Origin of the sequence: Pseudomonas sp. NY15364 (genome assembly GCF_048068235.1) — a bacterium.
Taxonomy (GTDB): domain Bacteria; phylum Pseudomonadota; class Gammaproteobacteria; order Pseudomonadales; family Pseudomonadaceae; genus Aquipseudomonas; species Aquipseudomonas mendocina_D.
Map to the genome: position 1 here is coordinate 19934 of NZ_JBLUPX010000005.1, position 23440 is coordinate 43373.

The following is a 23440-nucleotide window of genomic DNA, read 5'->3' on the forward strand; positions in this document are numbered from 1 at the left end:
TCGTTTTCAGGATTCCCCATGCCTTCCAAGGTCATCCTCGTCGTGCTCGACGGCCTCAGCCACTCGGTCGCACAACACGCCATGGGCCATCTGCACGCTTGGTGCGACGCCGGGCGCGCGGCCTTCTACCGCCTCGACTGCGAGCTGCCGGCGCTGTCGCGCCCGCTCTACGAGGCCATCCTCACTGGCGTGCGCCCCATCGACAGCGGCATCGTGCACAACGATGTTTCGCGTCTGTCGCGCGAAAGCAGCCTCTTTCATTACGCCCGCGATGCCGGTCTGAGCACCGCCGCCGCGGCCTATCATTGGGTCAGCGAGCTGTACAACCGCTCGCCCTTCGTCGCCGTGCGCGACCGGCATACCTGCGATGAATCGCTGCCGATCCAGCATGGCCACTTCTATTACGCCGACCACTACCCGGACTCGCACCTGTTCGTCGACGCCGAGAGCCTGCGTTTGCAGCACACGCCAGACCTGCTGCTGGTGCACCCGATGAACATCGACGACGCCGGCCACAAGCACGGCCTGGACAGCTCCCAGTACCGCAACGCCGCGCGGATGGCCGACGTGCTGCTGGCCGACCATCTGCAGAACTGGATCGATGCCGGCTATCAGGTGCTGGTCACCGCCGACCACGGCATGAACGTCGACCGTTCGCACAATGGCCTGCTGCCAGAAGAGCGCCAGGTGCCACTGTTCGTCATCGGTGATGCCTTCAGCCTCGATGCCAATGCGCGCCCACGCCAGCTCGAGCTGTGCGGCAGCATCTGCCAGTTGCTCGGTGTCCCGCACGACAAACCCTACTGCGCGGGGTTGCTGAAATGAGCGCGCCATCCTCCCTGCGACGCTGGCTGCCGCTGTTGTGCCTGCTGCCCTTCACCCTGTTCTTCGTGGTGTTCCAGGTGGCGCCACTGGTGTGGGTGGCGGTCAATAGTCTGAACAGTCCCGCTGGCTGGGGCCTGGGCAATTTCGAGAAGATCTTCGCCTCCAGGTTCTATATGCAGGCGATCAAGCACAGCCTGGAAATCGCCTTCTGGTCGAGCCTGTTCGGCATGGCCATCGCCATCCTCGGCAGCTACTCGCTGCGCCAGGTGGACTCGAAGCTGCGCGACTTCGTCATCGCCTTCTCCAACATGACCAGCAACTTCGCCGGGGTGCCGCTGGCCTTCGCCTTCATCATCCTGCTCGGCTTCAACGGCGCGCTGACCCTGCTGCTGATCCAGCTTGGCCTGATCGAGAGCTTCAACCTCTACTCGAAGAACGGCCTGATCGTGCTCTACACCTACTTCCAGATTCCGCTCGGCGTGCTGCTGCTCTACCCGGCCTTCGACGCCCTGCGTCAGGACTGGCGTGAGTCCGCAGCCTTGCTCGGCGCCGGCACCTGGGACTTCTGGCGCCATATCGGCCTGCCGGTGCTGACGCCTGCGCTGCTCGGCACCTTCGTCATCCTCCTGGCCAATGCTCTGGGCGCCTACGCCACGGTATATTACCTGACCACCGGCAACTTCAACGTACTGCCGATCCGCATCGCGACGATGGTCTCCGGCGACATCTCGCTGGACCCGAACCTGGCCAGCGCCCTGTCGATGATCCTGGTCGGGCTGATGGTGCTGATCACCGCCGTCCACCAGTTGCTGCTGAAAAGGAGCCAGCATGTCACGCGCTAACAGGCCGTTTAAAAACGTAGGCGAGGCCGCCGATGCGAGGCAAAAACAGGCGAAAAAGCGGAGTTTACAAGCTGTAAATGAGCATTTTGAGCCTGGTTTTAACGAAGCAGCGGCAACGCAGGTAGTGTTTAAACCGCCTGTGAAAGCCCCCACCGCCAGCCTTTACCACCGCATCGTGGTCTGGTTGCTGTTCCTCATCCTGCTGCTGCCGCTGGCCGGTACCCTGCTTTACTCGCTATCCACCAGTTGGTCGGCGACCATCCTGCCGGACGGCCTGACGCTGAAGTGGTACGCCGCGCTGTGGAGTGATGAGCGCTTCCTGCGCGCCTTCGGCCAATCGCTGCTGGTGTGCTTCGGCGCCCTGGCGTTGTCGGTGGTGTTGATCCTGCCGCTGATGTTCGTGGTGCATTACCACTTCCCCAAGCTCGACACGCTGATGAACGTACTGATACTGCTGCCGTTCGCCGTGCCGCCGGTGGTGTCCTCGGTGGGCCTGCTGCAGCTCTACGGCTCCGGGCCGCTGGCGATGACCGGCACGCCGTGGATTCTGCTTGGCTGCTACTTCACCATTGCCCTGCCGTTCATGTACCGCGCCATCGCCAACAACCTGCAGGCGATCAACCTGCGCGACCTGATGGACGCCGCTCACCTGCTCGGCGCCAGTACCTGGAAGGCGGCCTTCCTGGTGGTGCTGCCGAACCTGCGCAAGGGCCTGATGGTGTCGTTGTTCCTCTCCTTCAGCTTCCTGTTCGGCGAGTTCGTCTTCGCCAACATGCTGGTGGGCACCCGCTATGAAACCCTGCAGGTGTACCTGAACAACATGCGCAACAGCAGCGGCCACTTCAACAGTGCGCTGGTGATTTCCTACTTCTTCTTCGTCCTGGTATTCACCTGGGCGGCCAACCGTTTGAACAGGGACAAGGCATGAGCTTGCTGAGCATCCAGAACCTGCATAAAAGCTACGGCGACACCCGTATCTTCAGCGACATCAACTGCGAGATCGGCCAGGGCGAGTTCGTCACCCTGCTCGGCCCCTCCGGCTGCGGCAAGTCCACCCTGCTGCGTTGCATCGCCGGGCTGACCGACGTCGACGGCGGGCAGATCAATCTCGGTGGCGAAGACCTGGTGCCCCTGCCGCCGCAAAAACGCGGTATCGGCATGGTGTTCCAGAGCTATGCGCTGTTCCCCAACATGAGCGTGGCGCAGAACGTCGCCTTCGGCCTGCGCATGCAGAAAGTGGCCAGGGACGAAAGCGAGCAGCGCGTGCGCGAGGCACTGGCCATGGTCGAGCTGGGCGACTTCGCCGCACGCTATCCGCACCAGCTCTCCGGCGGCCAATGCCAGCGCGTGGCCCTGGCCCGCTCACTGGTCACCCGCCCGCGCCTGCTGCTGCTCGACGAGCCGTTGTCGGCCCTCGATGCACGTATCCGCAAACACCTGCGCGAACAGATCCGCGCGATCCAGCAGGAACTGAACCTGACCACCATCTTCGTCACTCACGATCAGGAAGAAGCGCTGACCATGAGCGATCGTATTTTCCTGATGAATGCCGGCCAGATCGTCCAGAGCGGCGACGCCGAAACTCTCTACACCGCGCCGGTGGATGCCTTCGCCGCTGGGTTCATCGGCAACTACAACCTGCTCGAGGCCGATGCCGCCAGCCGCCTGCTGCTGCGCCCGGTCAACAGCCGAGTAGCGATCCGCCCGGAGGCAATCCAGATCGGTGGGGTGGGAATCGAAGGCACCATTGTCAGCCACAGCCTGCTGGGTAACGTCGTGCGCTACCGGGTCGAGGCCCGCGGCGTGCAACTGCTGGTGGACGTGCTCAATCGCTCTGCCGCCGACCTGCACCACAATGGCCAGAGTGTCAGCCTGGCCATTGGTGCCGATGCAATCCGGGAGGTGGCGTGATGGCCCTGGCGATTTTCGACCTCGACGAAACCCTGATTCACGGCGATTGCGCCAGCCTGTGGACACAGGAAATGGTCAAGATCGGCTGGGCCGATGGCGACTCCTTCCTGGCCCACGAGCAGGAGCTGATGCGCCAATACGCCGCCGGCACCCTGGCCATGGAGGACTACATGGCCTTCACCCTGTCGCCGCTGGTTGGCCGCACGCCCGAGGAGGTCGCCCATGTGGTCGAGCCCTTCGTCGAGGACGTGATCGAGCCGATCTTCTACAGTGACGCCAGCCGCACCCTGGCCGCGCACCGCGCCGCCGGCGACCGCTTGCTGGTGATCTCCGCCTCGGCGCATTTTCTGGTCAGCGCCATCGCCGAACGCTTCGGCATCGACGAGGTGCTGGCCATCGATTTGGAGCTGCAGCACGGCTTCTACAGTGGTCGCACCGAAGGCGTACTGACCTATCGCGAAGGCAAGGTGACACGTCTGCATGCCTGGCTCGCCGAGCAGAACGAAAGCCTCGTTGGCGCCAGCTTCTACTCCGACTCGCGCAACGACCTGCCGCTGCTGCAGGTGGTCGACAAGCCCTTCACCGTCAATCCCGACCCGACTCTGCGCGCCCATGCCGAGCAGGCTGGCTGGCCGATTCTCAATTGGCGCTGATCCTGTCGTAAGGTGTGGCGGGGCCGCCCAGTTTCAAGGTGCGCATAGCGCACCCTACCCAGCCCCGTGACGCCCTATTGGCTCATGATCCCTTCGCAGGCCTCGATCAACGCCGCCGCCAATTCCCTTGCATAGCCGGGCAACTGGTTGCGCGCATGCAGGGCCACTTCCACCGGCGCAACCGGGGCGAAGCCTTCAGCCTCACCCAGTTCGCGGTGTGCAGCGGTGATCAAGCGGCGCGGCAGCAGGGTCAGGCCCAGGCCACCTTCAGCCGCGGCGCTGACGCCAGGCAAACTGCTGCTGACATAGGCGATACGCCAGGGCTTGCCCATGGCATCCAGCGCGTGGGTCATCTCCAGGCGATACAGGCCGTTGGGTGGGAATACCGCCAGCGGCACGGGGTTGCGCGCCAGTACCGGGCGCGCGCGGCTGTCGAGCCAGGCCACCGGCTCAGCCCAGCTGGCCAGGCCTTTGGCACTGCCGGCGCGCTGCTTGATCAACGCCAGGTCCAGTTCGCCGGCATTGAACGCGCGCCAGACGTCATGACTGAGCCCACTGGTGATCTCCAGGCGAATGCCCGGATGCGCGTCGGCGAAATCGGCCAGATAAGGGGTCAGGCTATTGGCGGCGAAATCGTCCGGCACGCCGAGGCGCACCTCGCCTTCCACCGCACTTTGCCCGAGCGCCAACATGGCTTCGTCCATCAGTGCGACGATGCGGTTGGCGTAACCCAGCAGGCGTTCACCCTCGGTGGTGGTCACCACGTAGCGACCACTGCGGTCGAGCAGCTCAGCGCCGAGCTGCTCTTCCAGGCGCCGCACCTGCTGGCTGACCGTGGACTGGGTCAGGTGCAGGCTGGCAGCGGCGCGGGTAAAGCCACCGGTCTGCACAACGGTCAGAAAACTGCGTAACAACACCGGATCGAGCATAGCGCTACCCATCATGAAATCCACTGACAGGCATTCTACTATTTAATTTCCGAATCAAGCCGCGAATTCCTATAGTGCATGGGAGCCAATTTTCCGCTCAGGGATCGAACCCCGAGCCCTTCACCCGCCGAGGCAACCTCTCGATGAGCAAATCGCCCTACTACTACGCACCGCATGGCGGTCACCCAGGTCAGGATCAACTGCTGACCGACCGCGCCATGTTCACCGAAGCCTACGCCGTGATCCCCAAAGGCGTGATGCGTGACATCGTCACCAGCCACCTGCCGTTCTGGGACAACATGCGCATGTGGGTCATCGCCCGCCCGCTGACCGGCTTCGCCGAGACCTTCTCGCAATACATCGTCGAAGTCGGCCCGAACGGCGGCAGCAACAAGCCTGAGCTGGACCCAACCGCCGAAGGCGTGATCTTTGTCGTCGAAGGCACCTGCGACCTGAGCCTCAACGGCACCCAGCACGCCCTGCGTCCTGGCAGCTACGCCTTCATCCCGCCAGAAAGCGATTGGTCGCTGCGCAACAACGGCAGCGAAGCCGTGCGCTTCCACTGGCTGCGCAAAGCCTACCAACCGGTCGAAGGCGTGCCGTATCCGGAAGCCTTCGTCACCCACGAGCAGGACATCGAGCCAATCGTCATGCCCGGCACCGAAGGCCGCTGGAGCACCACGCGCTTCGTCGAGATCAGCGACATGCGTCATGACATGCACGTCAACATTGTCAACTTCGAGCCGGGCGGCGTGATTCCCTTCGCCGAAACCCACGTCATGGAACACGGCCTGTACGTGCTGGAAGGCAAGGCGGTGTATCGCCTGAACCAGGACTGGGTCGAGGTCGAGGCTGGCGACTTCATGTGGCTGCGCGCCTTCTGCCCGCAGGCCTGCTACGCCGGCGGCCCGAGCCGCTTCCGCTACCTGCTGTACAAGGATGTGAACCGCCAGATGCCGCTGACCCTGGGCGGCCTGAAGCGCTGAGCGCGTCGCCCCAGGGGCGGGGCGTAACTGTGGGAGCGAGTTCTGCTCGCGAATCGCTTGGATTGCGATATTCGCGAGCAGAGCTCGCTCCTACGGATGTCTTAAAACGCAAAGGCCACCCGAAGGTGGCCTTTGTCGTTCCAGCGTTGCGATCAGCTATGGCGGATCAGGTGGTCGAAGGCGGATAACGAAGCCTTCGAGCCCTCGCCCATGGCGATGACGATCTGCTTGTACGGCACGGTGGTCACGTCACCGGCGGCGAACACACCGGGGATGTTGGTAGCGCCCTTGGCATCGATGACGATCTCACCGAAGCGGCTCAGCTCGACGGTGCCCTTGAGCCAGTCGCTGTTGGGCAGCAGACCGATCTGCACGAAGATGCCTTCCAGCTCGACGGTGTGCAGCTCCTCGGTGGTGCGATCCTTGTACACCAGGCCGGTGACCTTCTGGCCGTCACCCTTGACCTCAGTAGTCTGCGCGCTCTTGATCACGGTCACGTTCGGCAGGCTGTTAAGTTTTTTCTGCAGTACGGCGTCGGCACGCAGGGTGTCGGCGAATTCCAGCAGGGTCACGTGAGCGACGATGCCGGCCAGGTCGATGGCTGCTTCGACACCAGAGTTACCGCCGCCGATCACCGCCACGCGCTTGCCCTTGAACAGCGGGCCGTCGCAGTGCGGGCAGAAACACACGCCCTTGGCCTTGTACTCCTGCTCGCCGGGTACACCCATCTCGCGCCAGCGCGCGCCAGTGGAGAGAATTACGGTCTTGGCCTTGAGCGAAGCGCCGTTCTCGAACTTCACTTCGTGCAGGCCGCCTTCGCTGCTGGCCGGCACCAGAGCCGACGCACGTTGCAGATTCATCACGTCGACGTCGTATTCCTTGACGTGTTCTTCCAGCGCACGCACCAGTTTCGGGCCTTCGGTTTCCTTGACCGAGATGAAGTTCTCGATAGCCATGGTGTCCAGCACCTGACCGCCGAAGCGCTCGGCAGCGATAGCGGTGCGAATGCCCTTGCGCGCAGCGTAGATGGCCGCTGCGGCGCCAGCCGGGCCACCGCCGACCACCAGCACGTCGAAGGCTTCCTTGGCACTCATTTTCTCGGCATCGCGATTGGCGGCACCGGTGTCGATCTTGGCGAGGATTTCCTTCACGTCCATGCGACCGGAAGCGAAGACCTCACCGTTCAGGTAGATGCTCGGCACGGCCATGACCTGGCGACGCTCGACTTCTTCCTGGAACAGCGCACCGTCGATGGAGACGTTGCGGATATTGGGGTTGAGCACGGCCATCAGGTTCAGCGCCTGAACCACGTCCGGGCAGTTCTGGCAAGAGAGTGAGAAATAGGTCTCGAACTCGAACTTGCCTTCGATGCTCTTGATCTGCGCGATGGTGTCGGCATCCAGCTTGGAAGGATGGCCGCCCACCTGCAGCAGTGCCAGCACCAACGAGGTGAACTCGTGGCCCATGGGGATACCGGCGAAGGCAACGCCGGTGTCTTCGCCCGGACGATTCAGGGCGAAGGACGGACGGCGCGCATCGTTGCCGTCGGTCTTGAGAGTGATCTTGTCGGTCAGGCCGACGATGTCTTGCAACAGCCCGAGCAGTTCCTGGGATTTTTCGCCGTCATCGAGGGACGCGACGATCTCGAACGGCTGGGTGACCTTTTCCAGGTAGGCCTTCAACTGGGCTTTAAGATTGGCGTCCAACATGGCGGAAATTCCTCAAATATGAAAATTCGGGCAATAAAATGCCCGGACGGATCGCGCCCGGGCATCGGGCACCACAAGGGCCGGTAAATGGCCCAAACAGCGCAAAGTTGGTCCTTTCCAACCTGAGACAGGCCGGAAAGGAAGTCGGCAAATTTAGATCTTGCCAACCAGGTCCAGCGAAGGAGCCAGAGTCTTCTCGCCTTCCTTCCACTTGGCCGGGCAAACCTGACCCGGGTTGGCGGCGGTGTACTGAGCAGCCTTCAGCTTGCGCAGGGTCTCGGAAACGTCACGAGCTATCTCGTTGGAGTGGATTTCCAGAGTCTTGATCTGACCTTCCGGGTTGATGATGAAGGTGCCGCGCAGAGCCAGGCCTTCTTCCGGGATGTGCACGCCGAAAGCGTTGGTCAGCTGGTGGGTCGGGTCACCGATCAGCGGGAACTGAGCCTTGCCAACGGCCGGCGAAGTTTCGTGCCAGACCTTGTGCGAGAAGTGAGTGTCGGTGGTCACGATGTAGACCTCGGCACCAGCCTTCTGGAACTCGGCGTAGTTGTTGGCAGCGTCTTCGATTTCGGTCGGGCAGTTGAAGGTGAAAGCAGCCGGCATGAAAATCAGCACGGACCACTTGCCCTGCAGGCTCTGCTCGGTGACTTCGATGAACTCACCGTTGTGGAAAGCATTGACTTTGAACGGCTGAACTTGAGTATTGATGAGGGACATCTCTGACTCCTTCTGAGGTTTCTGTGAGGGTTGAAATCTACGGTCGCTATATTAGCCACCTAACGGAAAAAAGCTTATTGATTACGGGCATGATATCGATTGAATGCACCAATCGATAGCACAGCCCACGCCAGGCGCGGGCTGCAGCACTGGCTCAGGCCAGGCTGGGGTCAATCAGCAGCGCCAGTTTACCCGCGACCTGGTTACCGGCGAGTGTCTGGAATGCTGTTTCACTGTCTTCGATGGCAAAACTGCGCTCAAGTTGCGGCTTCAGCCGCCCTTCCGCGAACAACGGCCAGACCTGTTGCTGCAGATCGCGCAAGAGGTCAGCCTTGAACTGATCGTCGCGATTGCGCAAGGTCGAACCAGTCAGCTCAATGCGCTTGCCCAGCACCTGGGCCAGGTCCAGCGAGGCCTCGCGCCCGCCCATCAGGCCAATGTTGATCCAGCGTCCGTCCAGCGCCAACAAGGCCAGATTGAGCGCCGCATACTGTCCGCCGACCGGATCGAGAATCACATCGAACGGCCCGAAATCGCGCAGCGCGTGCAGATCCTCACCACGCAGAGCACCGCCCTGAGCACCGAGCGCCTCGCAATAGGCCAGCCGTTCTGGCGAGCCAACGCTGACCCAGCACGGGCTGCCGAATGCCTTGCACAGCTGGATCGCTGCCGAGCCGACACCGCTGGCGCCGGCATGCAGCAGGACTTTTTCACCCGGGCGCAGGGCGCCGAGCTGGAACAGGTTGAGCCAGGCCGTGGCGTAAACCTCCGGCACCACAGCGGCCTCGACCAGGCTCAGCCCCTCGGGCACCGGCATGGCGTGGCGCGCATCGAGCACCACCTCCTCGGCCATACCACCGCCAGCGAGCAGACAGCAGACCCGATCACCCACCTGCCAGGCGCTGCCGGCGCCGACTTCGACAACTACACCCGAACATTCCAACCCGAGCGCCTGGCTCGCGCCTGGAGGCGGCGGATAGAGCCCGGCGCGTTGCAACAGATCAGCCCGATTGAGCCCAGCGGCGGCCACCTTCACGCGAATCTGTCCTGCGTCACAGGTCTGCGCCGGCTGTTCCAGCCACTGTGCACGCCCTTCGACGCCTTGCAATGCCTTCATGCTGCCTCCATAGTGCAAGTGAACCGAGCCCAGCGCTGACCGCTGGGCTTTTGTCTAGCGCCAACGGAACCTGGCGCCCTCAGATACGGCCTAATATGCGTTATCACCTGCCACTACGTCGAATCAGCATGAAGCGATCTCTAGCAAGCACCGCCCTCGCCCTCGTACTCGGCTTCAGTGCCCTGCCGCTGGCGGCCAAGACCACCACAGCGACCAGTTGGGACTACCTGCAGCCGGACCGCGACCAGGTGATTGCCAGCCTCAACGTAGTGGAACTGCTCAAGCGCCACCACTACAACAAGCCACCGCTCAATGACGAGCGTTCGATTCAGATCTATGACAACTACCTGAAGTTGCTCGATCCGTCTCGCAGCTATTTCACCGCAGCTGATATCAGCGAATTCAACCAGTGGCGTACCAAGTTCGATGACCTGCTCAAGAGCGGCGACCTCGAGCCGGGCTTCACCATCTATCGCCGCCACCTGACCCGCATGGAAGAGCGCCTGAACTACGCGCTGGCGGAACTCGGCAAGGGCGTCGACAAGATCGACTTCACTGTCGACGAGCAGTTGCAGGTCGATCGCGAGAAAGCACCCTGGGCCAAAGATCGCGCTGAACTCGACGAGCTGTGGCGCAAACGCGTCAAGGACGAAGTGCTGCGCCTGAAGATCGCCGGCAAGGAAACCAAGGACATTCAGGAGCTGCTGACCAAGCGCTACAAGAATCAGTTGGCGCGTCTCAAGCAGACCCGCGGCGAGGACGTGTTCCAGGCTTACATCAATGCCTTCGCCACCACCTACGACCCGCACACCACTTATCTGTCGCCGGATAACGCAGAAAACTTCGACATCAACATGAGCCTGTCGCTCGAAGGCATCGGTGCCGTCCTGCAAAGCGACAACGAGCACGTCAAGGTAGTACGCCTGGTGCCTGCCGGCCCGGCCGAGAAGAGCAAGCAGATCGCTCCAGCCGACAAGATCGTCGGCGTTGCCCAGGGCAACGACGATATGGTCGACGTGATCGGTTGGCGCCTGGATGAAGTGGTCAAGCTGATTCGTGGCCCGAAAGGTTCCACCGTACGCCTGGAAGTGATCCCGGCCAGCAATCCGCCCAGCGACCAGACCAGCAAGGTGGTCACCATCACCCGTGAAGCGGTCAAGCTGGAAGAGCAAGCCGCCAAGAAAAAGGTCCTGGAACTCAAGCATGATGGTCGTGACTACAAGCTTGGCGTGATCGAACTGCCAGCCTTCTACCTCGACTTCAAGGCTTTCCGCGCTGGCGACCCGAACTACAAGAGCACCACCCGTGACGTCAAACGCCTGCTCGATGAACTGCAGGCCGAGAAGGTCGACGGCGTGGTCATCGACCTGCGCAACAACGGCGGTGGCTCGCTGCAGGAAGCCACCGAGCTGACCAGCCTGTTCATCGAGCAAGGCCCCACCGTACTGGTGCGCAATGCTGACGACCGCGTCGACGTGCTCGCTGACGAGAACAAAGGCATCTACTACACCGGCCCGCTGGCCGTGCTGGTCAACCGCCTATCCGCGTCGGCCTCGGAAATCTTCGCCGGTGCCATGCAGGACTACCACCGCGCGCTGATTCTCGGTGGCCAGACCTTCGGCAAGGGCACCGTGCAGACCATCCAGCCGCTCAACCATGGCGAACTGAAACTGACCCTGGCCAAGTTCTATCGCGTGTCCGGCCAGAGCACCCAGCACCAGGGCGTGATCCCCGACATCCTCTATCCAGACGTCATGGACACCAAGGACATCGGCGAAAGTGCCCTGCCCGCTGCACTGCCCTGGGACAGCATCCGTCCGGCGATCACCCCCGAACTGGACCCGATCAAGCCCTTCCTGACCGAGCTGAAAGCCCGTCACGATCAGCGCACCATCAAGGACCCGGACTTCGTCTTCACCCGCGATCGCCTTACCCTGGCCAAGAAACTGATGGCAGAAACCACCGTCAGCCTCAACGAGCAAGCCCGCCGCGCGCGCCAGGCCGAAGTCGAAGCCAAGCAACTGGCACTGGAGAACAACCGCCGCCAGGCCAAGGGTGAAGAGCCACTCAAGGAACTGGCCAAGGAAGACGAAGATGCACTGCCAGTCGCCGATGAGAAGAGCACGCCGGAAGACGACGCCTACCTCTCGGAAAGTGGGCGCATCCTGCTCGACTACCTGGGTCTGAACCCCTCGTTGGCGCTGCACTGAGACGACTCATCGAGCGTCATCATATCGTCATCGAACTGTCGTGAAATGAAGGGCCGGCCATAAGCCGGCCCTTCGTTTTTCTACAGATCGAGAACATCATGACCGTCACCGAGCAGTTGAGCGCGCTGGGCAACATCCTCGCTCACGGCGACCTCAGTAGCCTGTTCCAGCCTATCGTCTCGCTGTCCGAACAGCGCATCCTCGGCTATGAGGCACTGACCCGTGGTCCTTCCAACAGTCCACTGCACTCGCCATTGACGCTGTTCGCTGTCGCCCGTCACGCAGGGCGCCTGAGCGAGCTGGAAATGGCTTGCCGCAAGAGTGCCTGCAGAGGCTTCAGCGCACAGGGCCTGGACGGCAAGCTGTTTCTCAACGTCTCGCCGGAGTCGCTGCTCGACCCCAGCCACCAACCAGGGCGCACCCTGAAATTGCTGCAGGCTTTCGGCATCCCGCCCAGCCAGGTGGTGATCGAACTCACCGAACAGTCGCCCACCGAAGACTTCGCCCTGCTCGACAACGCCCTGCACCACTACCGCGCCATGGGCTTTTCCATCGCGCTGGACGATCTGGGCGCTGGATACTCCAGCCTGCGCCTGTGGTCGGAACTGCGCCCGGAGTACGTGAAGATCGACCGCCATTTCATCGATGGCATTCATCAGGATGCAGTGAAACGCGAGTTCGTCGGCTCGATCCTGAAAATGGCCGAAGCGTCGCGGGCCCAGGTGATTGCCGAAGGGATCGAGCTGCCCGAAGAACTGGCCGTACTGGCGGAAATGGGGGTCGACCTGGTGCAGGGCTACCTGCTCAGCAGGCCACAGGAAAAACCGCCACGCGATGCTCGCCAACTGCTGCCCCAGGTGCAAAGCAATCAAGCCAGCCTCGGTGAAGACAGCCATGACCTCAGTGCCCTGCTCAACGACCAACCCGCAGTCGACCAGCACACAGCCATCGCCGAGGTATTGGATGTCTTCCGTGCCCAAGCCAACCTCAACTCCCTGGCGGTACTGGATGCGCAGCGTCAGCCGGTGGGTATCGTCCACCGCCACTCGCTGTCCGAGGCGCTGCTCAAGCCCTTCGCCACCGACCTGTTCGCACGCAAACCCATCAGCCGCCTGATGAGCCAGGACTTTCTCGCCGTCGAGCTGACGCAATCGCTGCAGAAGGTCAGCCGCCTGCTCACCAGCCGTGCACGCCAGCGTATCGAGGAAGACTTCATCATCATCCAGAACGGCCGCTATCTGGGCCTGGGCAGGGTTATCGACGTACTCAAACTGATCACCGAGCAAAAGCTGCAGCAGGCGCGTCACGCCAACCCGCTGACCCTGCTGCCAGGCAACGTGCCGATCCAGCAATGCCTGAGTCGCCTGCTGCAACAGCAGCGCGAAGCTGCGGTGTGCTACGTGGATCTCGACAGCTTCAAACCCTTCAACGATCTCTACGGCTACGCCAAGGGCGACGAGGTGTTGCTGTGCCTGGCGCAATGCCTGAACGAGCGAGTCGACCCTGCGCGCGATTTCGTCGGGCATATCGGCGGCGACGACTTCATGCTGGTGCTTGGCTCCCCCGACTGGCGCGAAAAGCTCGGCAAACTGATCGAAGACTTCCAGAATCAGTGCCGACGCTTCTACCGTGACGAGCATCTGCAGGCCGGCTGCTTTATCGCCCACAACCGCCACGGCCAGCGCCAGGAATACGCGCTGCTGTCACTGTCGATCGGCGTGGTACACGTGAGAACGGAAGACTGCGCGCAGCTCGATGCCTCGCGTCTGGCCGAACTGGCTTCCGAAGCCAAGCGCCAGGCCAAGGCCGTGCCTGGGTACAGCCTGCATATCCTCGAAGGCTCAGCGGCCTGAGGGAAGCCCCTGGTTGGTCATGGCGGCATAGCGCTCGGCTGCTTGCGGGTCCGGCTCAAGTCCCGGCGCACCGTCGCGGTAGAGCAGGCTCAGGCGGTTGGCAGCCAGAGGATGACCGGCAGCCAAGGCCATCTCCCACCAACGCACTGCTTGCGAGGCATCCGGCGCCTGCCGTGTGTCGCCCTGTAACGCCTGCACACCTAACTGATAGGCGGCCTTGCCGTCACCGCCATTAGCGGCCAAACGCAGCAACCTCAGCCCCTCCTCGCGCGCGCCAAGACCCTGGCCGCGAAACAGCAGGATATGACCGTAGAAACTCTGCGCAGCGGTGTCACCGAGATTGGCCATGCGCCCGTACTGGCCCTGCATCCATTGCCACAGACGCGGCTGACGCAACGCCGCCGGCCAGTGAAACAGACGCCGTGCCAGCCAGTAGCCTAGTTGCGCGCGCAGTTGCCAGAGCCACCTAGACATCGGCGGGGTAGTCGAACTCGAACACCCTGACCACCTCGGCAGCGTGCCAGGAGGCGGCTGCCACGCCATCGGAGGCGCCGCTGAAACGTCCCAGACGTGTCACGCAGTCGAAGAATCCGGTACGCGGCAGCCGGCTGGCGCCTTGGCTGATCACCAATGAGCTGCGCAGCGGCCGTTCGGCTCGCGCATCCAGTGCAGCCAAGTGCTCCAGAGCGGCAGTCAGGGTCTGCATGGCTGGCGTCGGCAGATCGAGACGCTCGATTAGTGCCCGATAGGTGAGCAGGTGGCGCTGACGACGGGCGTCGTCCAGCTCGGTCAGCAATGCCTGCCAGTGTTGGCGACTGATACGCACGCTCAAGACCAGCCCTCCAGCCCCAGTTCCCAGGCCAGCGAACGCAGAATCGCAGCGTCAGGTTGACGTTCGCCACTTTCGATCATGGCTAGATAGTGAGGGCTGATGCCGACGCTGCGAGCCAGCGCTTCCGCGCTCAGGCCCTTGGCTTCGCGTAACGTTTGCAATTGCGCCAGAGGTGCGCGATTGGCTGAAGGCGTTGGCGATGGCGCAACGGTCGCGGCAACCTCCTGGCGACCTGCTGCTTGCAACAAGGCCTGATAATCGGCCCAGGGCAGCACGGCGTATTCCGGCTCGCCGTCACGGGCAATGATTTGCACACTCATGAGTCTCTCCGTTGGAAAGCAGGGCCGACAGCCTCGACCCCTTCCTTGCATGCGGCCATCTTAACAGGCGTCTGCCGCCGGGGCGTGATCCATGCTGCCAAGGTAGCAAGATGCGGTACTCGCCATGACCGAGTGAGTCGGCAGCCCGCCGGACGCATGGCCCGAAAGACTCAGAGACTCAGCCGGCAGGCCCCGCAATGGCCGAACGAATCATCAGGAATGCAGCGGATCGACCCGCTCCGCAGCCGGTAATTGCTCGATCAGCGCCAGGCGCTCCGGACTCTGCCTGTCGCGCCACGCCTTGAACGCTTCGAGCTCGCCATGCCAGGTGCGCATCACCCAGGCCAGCACGGCCAGGTCATCGACGAAACCGACCCCGACCAGCCAGTCGGGAATGGCATCGAAGGGGGTGATGAAGTACAGCAGAGCAGCCACCACCATCAACAGCGCCTGACTGCTGATCTGCCGGTATTCGCCCTTGAACCAGGCCAGGCTGAGTCCACGCAGCAGTTGCAGGTCCTCTTTGAGGGCGGCGAAGCGTTGTCCTTGCGGCGTGCGCTTGTCTGCCAGGTCGCGGAGCAACTCCGGTAACCGGCCTTCACGCAGAAAGCGGGCAGCCAGCGGCAGGTAACGCGTCAATTTCCAGGGAGTTTTCATTCAGCCTCCTCGGCAAGCCACGCTGTATAAGGGCTTGCCTCGCTTATCCACCGAAGCTGTGGATAAATCTGTGCAAAGTCTTTCGACAAGCTTATCAAAGCCCCGTGCCATGGGGCCTGAGCTCAGATCGGATATTTTTTATACAGCATATAAAATCCATGAAAATCAACAAGTTGCTGATTGACACGAGTACGACTCAGTTGTAGCTCAGACTTGTTAGGAATGTTTCGCATGATGTGCATAAGCGTAACACCCTGCCCAGCACATCCTGGTTTACAGCTCCCCAGAAACGACAACGCCCCGTCAAGACGGGGCGTTGTACGGCAGTACCGAGTGTTACTGCTCGGTCGGCTCGGCGGCGGCCTGATCCTTGATGCCGATCAGTTCCAGATCAAACACCAGTACCGAGTTGGCCGGGATGGCTGGAGACGGGCTCTGCTCGCCGTAGGCCAGCTCGCTGGGGATGTACAGTTTGTACTTCTCGCCAACATGCATCAGTTGCAGACCCTCGACCCAACCCGGGATCACGCCGCCGACCGGCAGGTCGATGGGGCTGCCACGAGCAACGGAACTATCGAACACGCTGCCGTCGGTCAGTTTGCCTTCGTAGTGAACGGTCACTACGTCGCTTTCCTTCGGCTGGGCACCGTCGGTTTTCTTGACTACTTCGTACTGCAGGCCAGAAGCGGTGGTGACAACACCTTCGCGCTTGCCGTTCTCTTCAAGGAATTTCTTGCCGGCTTCAGCGGCTTCCTTGTTCAGCGCAGTCATGCGCTCTTCAGCACGGTTCTGCAGGAAGGAGAAGGCCTCGACCATCTCTTCGTCCTTGATGCGCGGCTCCTTCTTCGCCAGCGCGTCCTCGATACCCTGAGCGACGGCCTTGGAATCCAGATCATCCATGCCTTCCTCGGACAGACTACGCCCCATGTTCAGGCCGATGCCGTAGGAGGCTTTTTGCGCCGGGCTCTTGAGTTCGACTTCGCTGGTTTGCGAATCGCAACCGGCAAGCACCAGGCCCACCAGAGCGACTGCTGCCGCCAAACGATGCTGTTTCATGCTTGTTCCTTGTAGATGCGCCCGAAGGCCGTCGTGTGAAAGCGCGAGCTTAGCAGTACGCCGCGATCACTGGCTACGGCATAGGAGCCGAGCAATGCGCATAAGTTCAAGCAAACAAAGGATTTTTTCGAAGATTTCAGCGGATGCCGAAGAGTTGTCACAGGAGGGGATGAAGCGAGTAGAAGAATGGCGCAGCGGACGGGACTCGAACCCGCGACCCCCGGCGTGACAGGCCGGTATTCTAACCGACTGAACTACCGCTGCGCGTAACTGCGAGATTGGTGGGTGATGACGGGATCGAACCGCCGACCCTCTGCTTGTAAGGCAGATGCTCTCCCGGCTGAGCTAATCACCCTTCACTCTCGAAGTGGGGCGCATTCTAGAGAGCGATCCGGGCCTTGGCAAGCCCTCTTCGCAAAAAAATTTACCGGCGCAGCAAGAACTTAGGCGAGACCAGCGAATTTCCTCAGTGGCTCGTTGTCAGGGTTGGCCTGAGCACGCCAGCGGAGAATAATGCGCGCTCTGTGCCGGCGGACCGATCATGATCCTGTTGATGGCCCGCCACCTTCATCCGTCGCTGCGCGCCGGCTCGAGAGAGCCTAAGGATGGCGCCACCCTGCGACTTCATCATCAATGGAGAATCACCCGCTCATGTGGTTTCGTAACCTGCTGGTTTACCGCCTCACCCAGGACATTCCTTTCGACGCCGAAGCGCTGGAGACCGCACTGTCCAGCAAACCGGCACGTCCCTGCGCCAGCCAGGAGCTGACCACCTACGGCTTCACCGCTCCCTTTGGCAAAGGCGCCGATGCCCCGCTGGTGCATGTCAGCGGCGATTTCCTGCTGATCGGCGCACGCAAGGAAGAACGCATCCTGCCGGGTTCGGTAGTGCGTGATGCGCTGAAGGAGAAGGTCGACGAGATCGAAAACACCCAGATGCGCAAGGTGTACAAGAAGGAGCGCGACCAGATCAAAGACGAGATCGTCCAGACCTTCCTGCCGCGCGCCTTCATCCGTAAATCCGGTACCTTCGCCGCCATCGCGCCGAAACAGGGCCTGATCCTGGTCGACAGCGCCAGCGCCAAGAAAGCTGAAGACCTGCTGTCTACCCTGCGTGAAGCCATCGGCTCGCTACCGGTGCGCCCGCTGTCGGTGAAGATCGCGCCGACCGCCACCCTCACCGACTGGCTGAAGAACCAGAGCGCCGCCGAAGGCTTCTTCGTCCTCGACGAGTGCGAGCTGCGTGACACCCACGAAGATGGCGGCGTGGTGCGCTGCAAGCGCCAGGACCTGACCAGCGAGGAAATCCAGCTGCACCTGTCCACTGGCAAGCAGGTCACCCAACTGTCGCTGGCCTGGCAGGACAAGCTGTCCTTCGTGCTCGACGACAAGCTGACCATCAAGCGCCTGCGCTTCGAAGACGTGCTGCAGGAGCAGGCCGAACAGGATGGCGGTGACGACGCCCTGGCTCAGCAGGACGCCAGCTTCATCCTGATGATGATGACCCTGGTGGAGTTCCTGCCGGAGCTGTTCACCGCGCTGGGCGGCGAAGAGATTCCGCAGGGGATCTGATGACCCGCAGGGTGGATCGGGGCGCGCAGCTGACGACCTTTTCATCCACCGCTCGGATCGACGGTGGACAAGCTTCGCGTTGTCCACCCTACCCGCTCAGACCAGCGACTCGAGGCTCTCGGTAAAGGCACTGGCGCCCTGCTCGGCCGTACTGAAGTTGTGGCGCATGAAGGCGAACAGCTCGCGCCCACAACCACTGGCCGGAGCAGGCCGCGCCGCCGGCTGGCGCGAGGCGAACTCCGCTTCGTCGACCCGCAGCAGCAGTTCACCGTTCTGACCATCGACGCGAATCAGATCGCCATCGCGCACCCGCGCCAGCGGCCCGCCATCGAAGGACTCCGGGCAGACATGAATGGCCGCTGGGATCTTGCCTGAGGCGCCGGACATGCGCCCATCGGTGACCAGCGCCACCTTGAAACCACGATCCTGCAGCACGCCCAGGTATGGCGTCATCTTGTGTAGCTCCGGCATACCGTTGCTGCGCGGCCCCTGAAAACGCACCACAGCGACGAAATCGCGCTCCAGCTTGCCGGCCTTGAACGCTTCGACCAGATCCAGCTGATCCTCGAACACCAGCGCCGGCGCCTCAACCACCTGATGCTCGGGCGCCACCGCGGACACCTTCATCACCCCACGACCGAGATTGCCCTGCATCAGGCGCAGGCCGCCTTCTGCCGAGAACGGTCGCGCCACGGGGCGCAGCACACTTTCCTCCAGGCTCTCGGTCGGCCCGTCGCGCCAGACCAGCTTGCCGTCCTCGAGGAAGGGTTCACGGGTGTAGCGCGACAGACCGCGCCCGGCCACGGTATTGACCTCTTCATGCAGTAATCCGGCGTCGAGCAGCTCGCGGATCAGGAAGGCCATGCCGCCGGCAGCCTGGAAGTGATTGATGTCGGCCTTGCCATTGGGATAGACGTGCGCCAGGGTCGGCACCACTTCGGACAGATCGGCCATGTCCTGCCAGGTCAGCAGAATGCCGGCGGCGCGGGCGATGGCCGGCATGTGCAGGGTATGGTTGGTGGAGCCGCCGGTGGCATGCAGGGCGACGATGGAGTTGACCAGGCAGCGCTCGTCGACAATCTCGCCGATGGGCATGAACTGAACGCTCTGCTTGGTCAGACGCGTGACCTGCCGCGCAGCCTCGCGGGTCAGCGCATCACGCAGCGGCGTGCCCGGATTGATGAAGGATGCGCCCGGCAGATGCAGGCCCATCACCTCCATCAGCAGTTGATTGGTATTGGCCGTGCCGTAGAAAGTACAGGTACCTGGCCCGTGATAGGCGGCCATTTCCGCCGCCAGCAGCTCGTCGCGGGTCGCCTTGCCTTCGGCGTAACGCTGACGCACGTCGGCCTTCTCCTTGTTGGACAGGCCCGAGGTCATCGGCCCGGCCGGCACGAACATCGACGGCAGATGACCAAAACGCAGCGCGCCCATCACCAGACCCGGCACGATCTTGTCGCACACGCCCAGATACAACGCGGCGTCGAACATGTTGTGCGACAGCGCCACCGCGGTAGACATGGCAATCACCTCGCGACTGGCAATGCCCAATTCCATGCCCGGCTCGCCCTGCGTCACGCCATCGCACATGGCCGGTACGCCACCGGCGAACTGGCCTACCGAACCCAGGTCGCGCAGAGCCTGCTTGATCTGCTCGGGAAAGGTTTCGTAGGGCTGATGGGCCGACAACATGTCGTTGTAAGCAGAAACGATGGCCACGTTGGCGGCATCCATCAGGCGCAGGGTCTGCTTGTCGTCACCACTGCAACCGGCGACGCCGTGAGCGAAGTTGGCGCACTGCAGCTTGCCACGCTGCGGCCCTTCGCTGGCGGCGGCACGGATCATCTCCAGGTAGCGCTGGCGCGTGGCGCGGCTGCGCTCGACAAGACGTTCGGTAACTTCAACAACGCGGGGGTGCATGGGGAATCTCCAGGCTAGCTTCTAGCGTCTGTTCGTATTTACAACAAAATACTGCCACTCAGCGGGCTTGATTTCTATAGCAATGGGAATAATCTTGTAATTACAACAACAAATTGACGAGACCCTCACCATGACACTACGAATCGCCATCAATGGCTTCGGCCGTATCGGCCGCAACGTGCTACGCGCACTCTATACCCAGAATTATCGCCAGCACCTGCAGGTCGTGGCCATCAACGACCTGGGCGACAGCGCGATCAATGCCCACCTGCTGCAATATGACAGCGTCCACGGCCATTTCCCTGAAGAAGTTAAAGTCGACGGCGAAAGCCTGTGGATCAAGGGTGATCGCATCGCCGTCAGCGCCATTCGCAACCCGGCAGAGCTGCCCTGGAAAACCCATCAGGTCGATGTGGTGCTGGAATGCACCGGGCTGTTCACCGAGCGAAACAAAGCCGCCGCACACCTCGCAGCCGGGGCGCGCAAGGTGCTGATCTCCGCACCGGCCAAGGGCGCCGACGCCACCGTCGTATATGGCGTCAACGAGAAGGTGCTGACGCCTGACATGCAGATCATCTCCAACGCCTCCTGCACCACCAACTGCCTGGCGCCGGTGGCGCAGGTGCTGCACCGCGAACTGGGCATCGAGCAGGGGCTGATGACCACCATCCACGCCTACACCAATGATCAGAACCTGTCCGACGTTTACCACAGCGACCTGTACCGCGCTCGCTCGGCGACCCAGTCAATGATCCCGACCAAGACCGGCGCCGCCGAAGCCGTAGGTCTGGTGCTGCCGGAGCTGGCTGGCAAGCTCACCGGCATGGCGGTACGGGTGCCGGTGATCAACGTCTCGCTGGTCGACCTGACCCTGCAAGTCAAGCGCGAGACCACCGCCGAGGAGGTCAATGCCCTGCTCAAGGCTGCCAGCGAGCAGTCCCCGGTGCTGGGCTACAACGCGCTGCCGCTGGTGTCCTGCGACTTCAACCACAACCCGCTGTCATCGATCTTCGACGCCAACCACACCAAGCTCAGCGGCAAGCTGCTCAAGGTCATGGCCTGGTATGACAACGAGTGGGGCTTCTCCAACCGCATGCTGGACAACTGCCTGGTCCTGGCCCGCTTGCACTGAACGAGGAGGCTCGATGAGTCGTATCAGCTTCACTCATGCCCAATTGCCGGCGCGCAAGCGTATCGCCCTGGTGGCGCATGACCACTGCAAAGGCTTCCTGCTGGAATGGTGCGAGCGTCAGCGCGACAAGCTGGCGCGCCATGAGCTGCTGGCTACCGGCACCACCGGCCTGCTTCTGAGCAAACGTCTGGATCTGACGGTGGAGAGCATGATCAGCGGACCGCTGGGTGGTGACCAGCAGATCGGCGCACGCATCGCCGAGCAGCGCGTGGACATGCTGGTGTTCTTCTGGGACCCCTTCGAGCCGCAACCACACGACCCGGACATCAAGGCCCTACTGCGCGTGGCGGCGGTGTGGAACATCCCGGTCGCCTGCAACGAGAGCAGTGCCGACTACATGCTCAGCAGCAGGCTGCTGGAACAACAGCACGAGTATCGCATTCCCGACTATCAGGCTTATCTGGCGGCTCGCGGATAGGGTGTCGCAGGGCCGCCCAAACCATCACCATTCAGGTGCGCATGGCGCACCCTACGTGAGGCCGCCGTTATCCTCTAAAAATCCACCTTGCCCCGCCCCGCCTTGATCGCCCCGCGCTTGCTCTTGCCGTCCAGACGACGCTTCTTCGAGCCGAGGGTCGGCTTGGTTGGGCGGCGTTTCTTTTCCACCTTGCCGGCACTACGAATCAACTCGGTCAGGCGCTCGAGGGCGTCGGCGCGATTCTGCTCCTGGGTGCGATACTGTTGCGCCTTGATGATCACCACCCCGTCAGCGGTGATGCGGCTGTCAGCAAGCGTCAGCAAACGCTCCTTGTAGAACGGCGGCAACGACGAGGCCTGGCTGTCGAAGCGCAGGTGCACGGCACTGGACACCTTGTTGACGTTCTGCCCACCGGAGCCCTGGGCGCGGATGGCGGTCAGTTCGATTTCTTCATCGGGAAGGTGAACACTGTTGGAGACGATCAGCATGGCCATGAGTTCTTGGAAAGCATGACCATCAGGATACCCGCCATAGCTGTAATCTTTGCTTGAAATTTCCCCACGGCATTCGCGCGGTGGCTCGGCTAACGTAGCGGCCTGTCTTTTTTCGGAAGCACTCGATGGACTCCATAACCCAGGCGGTACTCGGCGCCAGCATCCAGGGCGCGTTGCTCGGCCGCTGGCAGGGGCGCAAGGCGCTGCTCTACGGCGCGATGCTCGCCACCGTTCCCGACCTGGATGTGGTCATGGAATACGGCGATGCCGTGGCCAACATGACCTACCATCGCGGTTTCAGCCACTCGCTGTTCGTTCTCAGCGGCTTTGCCCTGCTGCTGACCTGGCTGGCCAGGCGCTTTCGCCCTCACCCGGGTTACTCGGCCAATCGTTTATTGCTGACGCTGTGGCTGGTGCTGATCACCCACCCGCTGCTGGACGCCTTCACCAGCTACGGCACCCAGCTGTTCTGGCCGCTAATGCCGACACCTACGGCCTGGTCGAGCCTGTTCATCATCGACCCGCTGTACACCCTGCCGCTGATTGCAGCGGTGCTGATCAGCCTGTTCACCGGGTTGCGCGAACAGAGTTGGCGCGTACCTGCCGTGGCACTGGCGGTCTCGACGCTGTACATCGGTTTCAGCCTGGCCGGCAAATTCATGGCCGAGCAGCGCGTGGAACGCGAGCTGGCGCGCCAGGGCATCCAGGCCGAACAGCTGTTCACCACGCCGACACCACTCAATACGCTGCTGTGGCGCGTCATCGTGCTCGATGGCGAGGACTATCACGAGGCCCTGGTCGGCTGGTTCGACGACCAGCCACCGCAACTGCAACGCCTGCCGCGCGGCACGCACCTGCGCGAGCAGTTGACGGCCTCGCCCATGCACCAGCGGCTGGAGTGGTTCACCGGCGGCGTGCTGCGCTACGACCAGGTCGACGACCGACTGATCGTCACCGACCTGCGCCTGGGCATGACCGGTTTTCATCCTTTCCGCTTCGACTTTGCCCACCTGCAGGACGGCCAGTGGCAGGTGCATGAACGCATCGACCGACTGCCCTTCGAACGCGGCGAGGTCGAACACCTGGCACTGCTGTTCAAACGCATCTGGCAACCGCAGCTGGAGATTCCATTGCTGGCCTGGGCCGGAGAGCTGCAGAAACCGCTTTTAACTGAGACTCGCTTGCAGTAACGGCGTTACTATCGACGTTTACTCTGCCGAGGCAGGA

Annotated in this window: 23 protein-coding genes and 2 tRNA genes; 12 read left to right on the forward strand and 13 right to left on the reverse strand. The window is 62.3% G+C overall.

The annotated features are described in order from the left end of the window. The first annotated feature begins 18 nt into the window (after positions 1-18). From ACNFCJ_RS06045 to ACNFCJ_RS06065, 5 genes are all read left to right on the forward strand, one after another. On the forward strand, positions 19-825 hold the full coding sequence (locus tag ACNFCJ_RS06045) for an alkaline phosphatase family protein (RefSeq protein ID WP_416770379.1): 807 nt from the start codon (positions 19-21) through the stop codon (positions 823-825). Continuing rightward, positions 822-1667, forward strand: coding sequence for an ABC transporter permease (locus ACNFCJ_RS06050; protein WP_416770380.1), 846 nt, complete (start codon positions 822-824; stop codon positions 1665-1667). The genes ACNFCJ_RS06045 and ACNFCJ_RS06050 overlap by 4 nt, the downstream gene beginning before the upstream one ends. Positions 1668-1806: 139 nt before the next feature. Then, positions 1807-2595 carry an ABC transporter permease gene (locus tag ACNFCJ_RS06055; protein ID WP_106733047.1) on the forward strand — a complete coding sequence of 263 codons (789 nt, stop codon included), beginning with the start codon at positions 1807-1809 and terminating at the stop codon, positions 2593-2595. Beyond that, positions 2592-3578 (forward strand): ABC transporter ATP-binding protein, encoded by a 987-nt coding sequence (locus tag ACNFCJ_RS06060; RefSeq protein ID WP_416770382.1) that lies wholly within the window; start codon positions 2592-2594, stop codon positions 3576-3578. The genes ACNFCJ_RS06055 and ACNFCJ_RS06060 overlap by 4 nt, the downstream gene beginning before the upstream one ends. Next, positions 3578-4231 (forward strand): HAD family hydrolase, encoded by a 654-nt coding sequence (locus ACNFCJ_RS06065; RefSeq protein ID WP_416770383.1) that lies wholly within the window; start codon positions 3578-3580, stop codon positions 4229-4231. The genes ACNFCJ_RS06060 and ACNFCJ_RS06065 overlap by 1 nt, the downstream gene beginning before the upstream one ends. Positions 4232-4305: 74 nt before the next feature. Here ACNFCJ_RS06065 and ACNFCJ_RS06070 read toward each other — a convergent pair whose 3' ends face one another. Continuing rightward, a complete protein-coding gene (locus ACNFCJ_RS06070; RefSeq protein ID WP_099522951.1) occupies positions 4306-5160 on the reverse strand; it encodes a LysR substrate-binding domain-containing protein in 855 nt (284 codons plus the stop codon). A 143-nt stretch (positions 5161-5303) separates the two neighbouring features. Between ACNFCJ_RS06070 and ACNFCJ_RS06075 the strand changes: the two genes are divergently transcribed. Next, on the forward strand, positions 5304-6146 hold the full coding sequence (locus ACNFCJ_RS06075) for a bifunctional allantoicase/(S)-ureidoglycine aminohydrolase (protein ID WP_343350693.1): 843 nt from the start codon (positions 5304-5306) through the stop codon (positions 6144-6146). A gap of 152 nt (positions 6147-6298) precedes the next feature. Here the strand turns inward: ACNFCJ_RS06075 and ahpF are convergent, their stop codons facing one another. The 3 genes from ahpF to ACNFCJ_RS06090 form a co-directional block, all read right to left on the reverse strand. Further along, positions 6299-7855: an alkyl hydroperoxide reductase subunit F gene (gene ahpF / locus ACNFCJ_RS06080; protein ID WP_143506104.1), complete on the reverse strand. Its 1557-nt coding sequence runs from the start codon at positions 7853-7855 to the stop codon at positions 6299-6301. 153 nt (positions 7856-8008) lie between these two features. Then, a complete protein-coding gene (ahpC, locus tag ACNFCJ_RS06085) occupies positions 8009-8572 on the reverse strand; it encodes an alkyl hydroperoxide reductase subunit C (RefSeq protein WP_013714489.1) in 564 nt (187 codons plus the stop codon). A 154-nt stretch (positions 8573-8726) separates the two neighbouring features. After that, positions 8727-9689, reverse strand: coding sequence for a zinc-binding dehydrogenase (locus ACNFCJ_RS06090; RefSeq protein ID WP_416770386.1), 963 nt, complete (start codon positions 9687-9689; stop codon positions 8727-8729). A gap of 128 nt (positions 9690-9817) precedes the next feature. Between ACNFCJ_RS06090 and ACNFCJ_RS06095 the strand changes: the two genes are divergently transcribed. Then, entirely contained in the window at positions 9818-11899 is a 2082-nt protein-coding gene (locus ACNFCJ_RS06095) for a carboxy terminal-processing peptidase (RefSeq protein ID WP_416770387.1), read from the forward strand. Positions 11900-11997: 98 nt separating this feature from the next. Beyond that, on the forward strand, positions 11998-13752 hold the full coding sequence (locus tag ACNFCJ_RS06100; protein ID WP_125833938.1) for a bifunctional diguanylate cyclase/phosphodiesterase: 1755 nt from the start codon (positions 11998-12000) through the stop codon (positions 13750-13752). On the opposite strand, the gene ACNFCJ_RS06105 is transcribed toward ACNFCJ_RS06100, so the two are convergent. The 7 genes from ACNFCJ_RS06105 to ACNFCJ_RS06135 form a co-directional block, all read right to left on the reverse strand. Then, positions 13741-14226 (reverse strand): tetratricopeptide repeat protein, encoded by a 486-nt coding sequence (locus ACNFCJ_RS06105; RefSeq protein ID WP_416770388.1) that lies wholly within the window; start codon positions 14224-14226, stop codon positions 13741-13743. The genes ACNFCJ_RS06100 and ACNFCJ_RS06105 overlap by 12 nt on opposite strands. Beyond that, the gene (locus ACNFCJ_RS06110; protein ID WP_099522169.1) at positions 14219-14584 is read right to left on the reverse strand and encodes a hypothetical protein; all 366 of its coding nucleotides are present in this window, start codon (positions 14582-14584) and stop codon (positions 14219-14221) included. The genes ACNFCJ_RS06105 and ACNFCJ_RS06110 overlap by 8 nt, the downstream gene beginning before the upstream one ends. Then, positions 14581-14904 (reverse strand): helix-turn-helix domain-containing protein, encoded by a 324-nt coding sequence (locus ACNFCJ_RS06115; protein ID WP_416770389.1) that lies wholly within the window; start codon positions 14902-14904, stop codon positions 14581-14583. Before ACNFCJ_RS06115 ends, ACNFCJ_RS06110 begins: the two co-directional genes overlap by 4 nt. A gap of 213 nt (positions 14905-15117) precedes the next feature. Then, on the reverse strand, positions 15118-15561 hold the full coding sequence (locus ACNFCJ_RS06120) for a YkvA family protein (protein ID WP_416770390.1): 444 nt from the start codon (positions 15559-15561) through the stop codon (positions 15118-15120). A 336-nt stretch (positions 15562-15897) separates the two neighbouring features. Beyond that, entirely contained in the window at positions 15898-16617 is a 720-nt protein-coding gene (locus ACNFCJ_RS06125; protein WP_143506097.1) for an FKBP-type peptidyl-prolyl cis-trans isomerase, read from the reverse strand. A 187-nt stretch (positions 16618-16804) separates the two neighbouring features. Next, positions 16805-16881: transfer RNA gene (locus tag ACNFCJ_RS06130), tRNA-Asp, on the reverse strand. A 15-nt stretch (positions 16882-16896) separates the two neighbouring features. Next, positions 16897-16972, reverse strand: a tRNA-Val gene (locus ACNFCJ_RS06135). A 296-nt stretch (positions 16973-17268) separates the two neighbouring features. Here ACNFCJ_RS06135 and rdgC point away from each other — a divergent pair. Continuing rightward, complete coding sequence (gene rdgC / locus ACNFCJ_RS06140; protein ID WP_099522173.1) at positions 17269-18189, forward strand: recombination-associated protein RdgC; 921 nt, start codon at positions 17269-17271, stop codon at positions 18187-18189. Positions 18190-18285: 96 nt separating this feature from the next. Here rdgC and edd read toward each other — a convergent pair whose 3' ends face one another. Continuing rightward, positions 18286-20109: a phosphogluconate dehydratase gene (gene edd, locus ACNFCJ_RS06145; RefSeq protein ID WP_416770391.1), complete on the reverse strand. Its 1824-nt coding sequence runs from the start codon at positions 20107-20109 to the stop codon at positions 18286-18288. A gap of 130 nt (positions 20110-20239) precedes the next feature. On the opposite strand from edd, the gene gap reads away from it, so the two are divergent. Both gap and ACNFCJ_RS06155 read left to right on the forward strand, forming a co-directional pair. Continuing rightward, positions 20240-21241: a type I glyceraldehyde-3-phosphate dehydrogenase gene (gene gap, locus ACNFCJ_RS06150; protein ID WP_416770392.1), complete on the forward strand. Its 1002-nt coding sequence runs from the start codon at positions 20240-20242 to the stop codon at positions 21239-21241. Between the two features lie 13 nt (positions 21242-21254). After that, positions 21255-21719, forward strand: coding sequence for a methylglyoxal synthase (locus ACNFCJ_RS06155; protein ID WP_416770393.1), 465 nt, complete (start codon positions 21255-21257; stop codon positions 21717-21719). 74 nt (positions 21720-21793) lie between these two features. Here ACNFCJ_RS06155 and arfB read toward each other — a convergent pair whose 3' ends face one another. Beyond that, positions 21794-22207, reverse strand: coding sequence for an alternative ribosome rescue aminoacyl-tRNA hydrolase ArfB (gene arfB, locus ACNFCJ_RS06160; RefSeq protein WP_416770395.1), 414 nt, complete (start codon positions 22205-22207; stop codon positions 21794-21796). A gap of 131 nt (positions 22208-22338) precedes the next feature. Between arfB and ACNFCJ_RS06165 the strand changes: the two genes are divergently transcribed. Next, positions 22339-23403 carry a metal-dependent hydrolase gene (locus ACNFCJ_RS06165; RefSeq protein WP_416770397.1) on the forward strand — a complete coding sequence of 355 codons (1065 nt, stop codon included), beginning with the start codon at positions 22339-22341 and terminating at the stop codon, positions 23401-23403. Positions 23404-23440 lie beyond the last annotated feature (37 nt).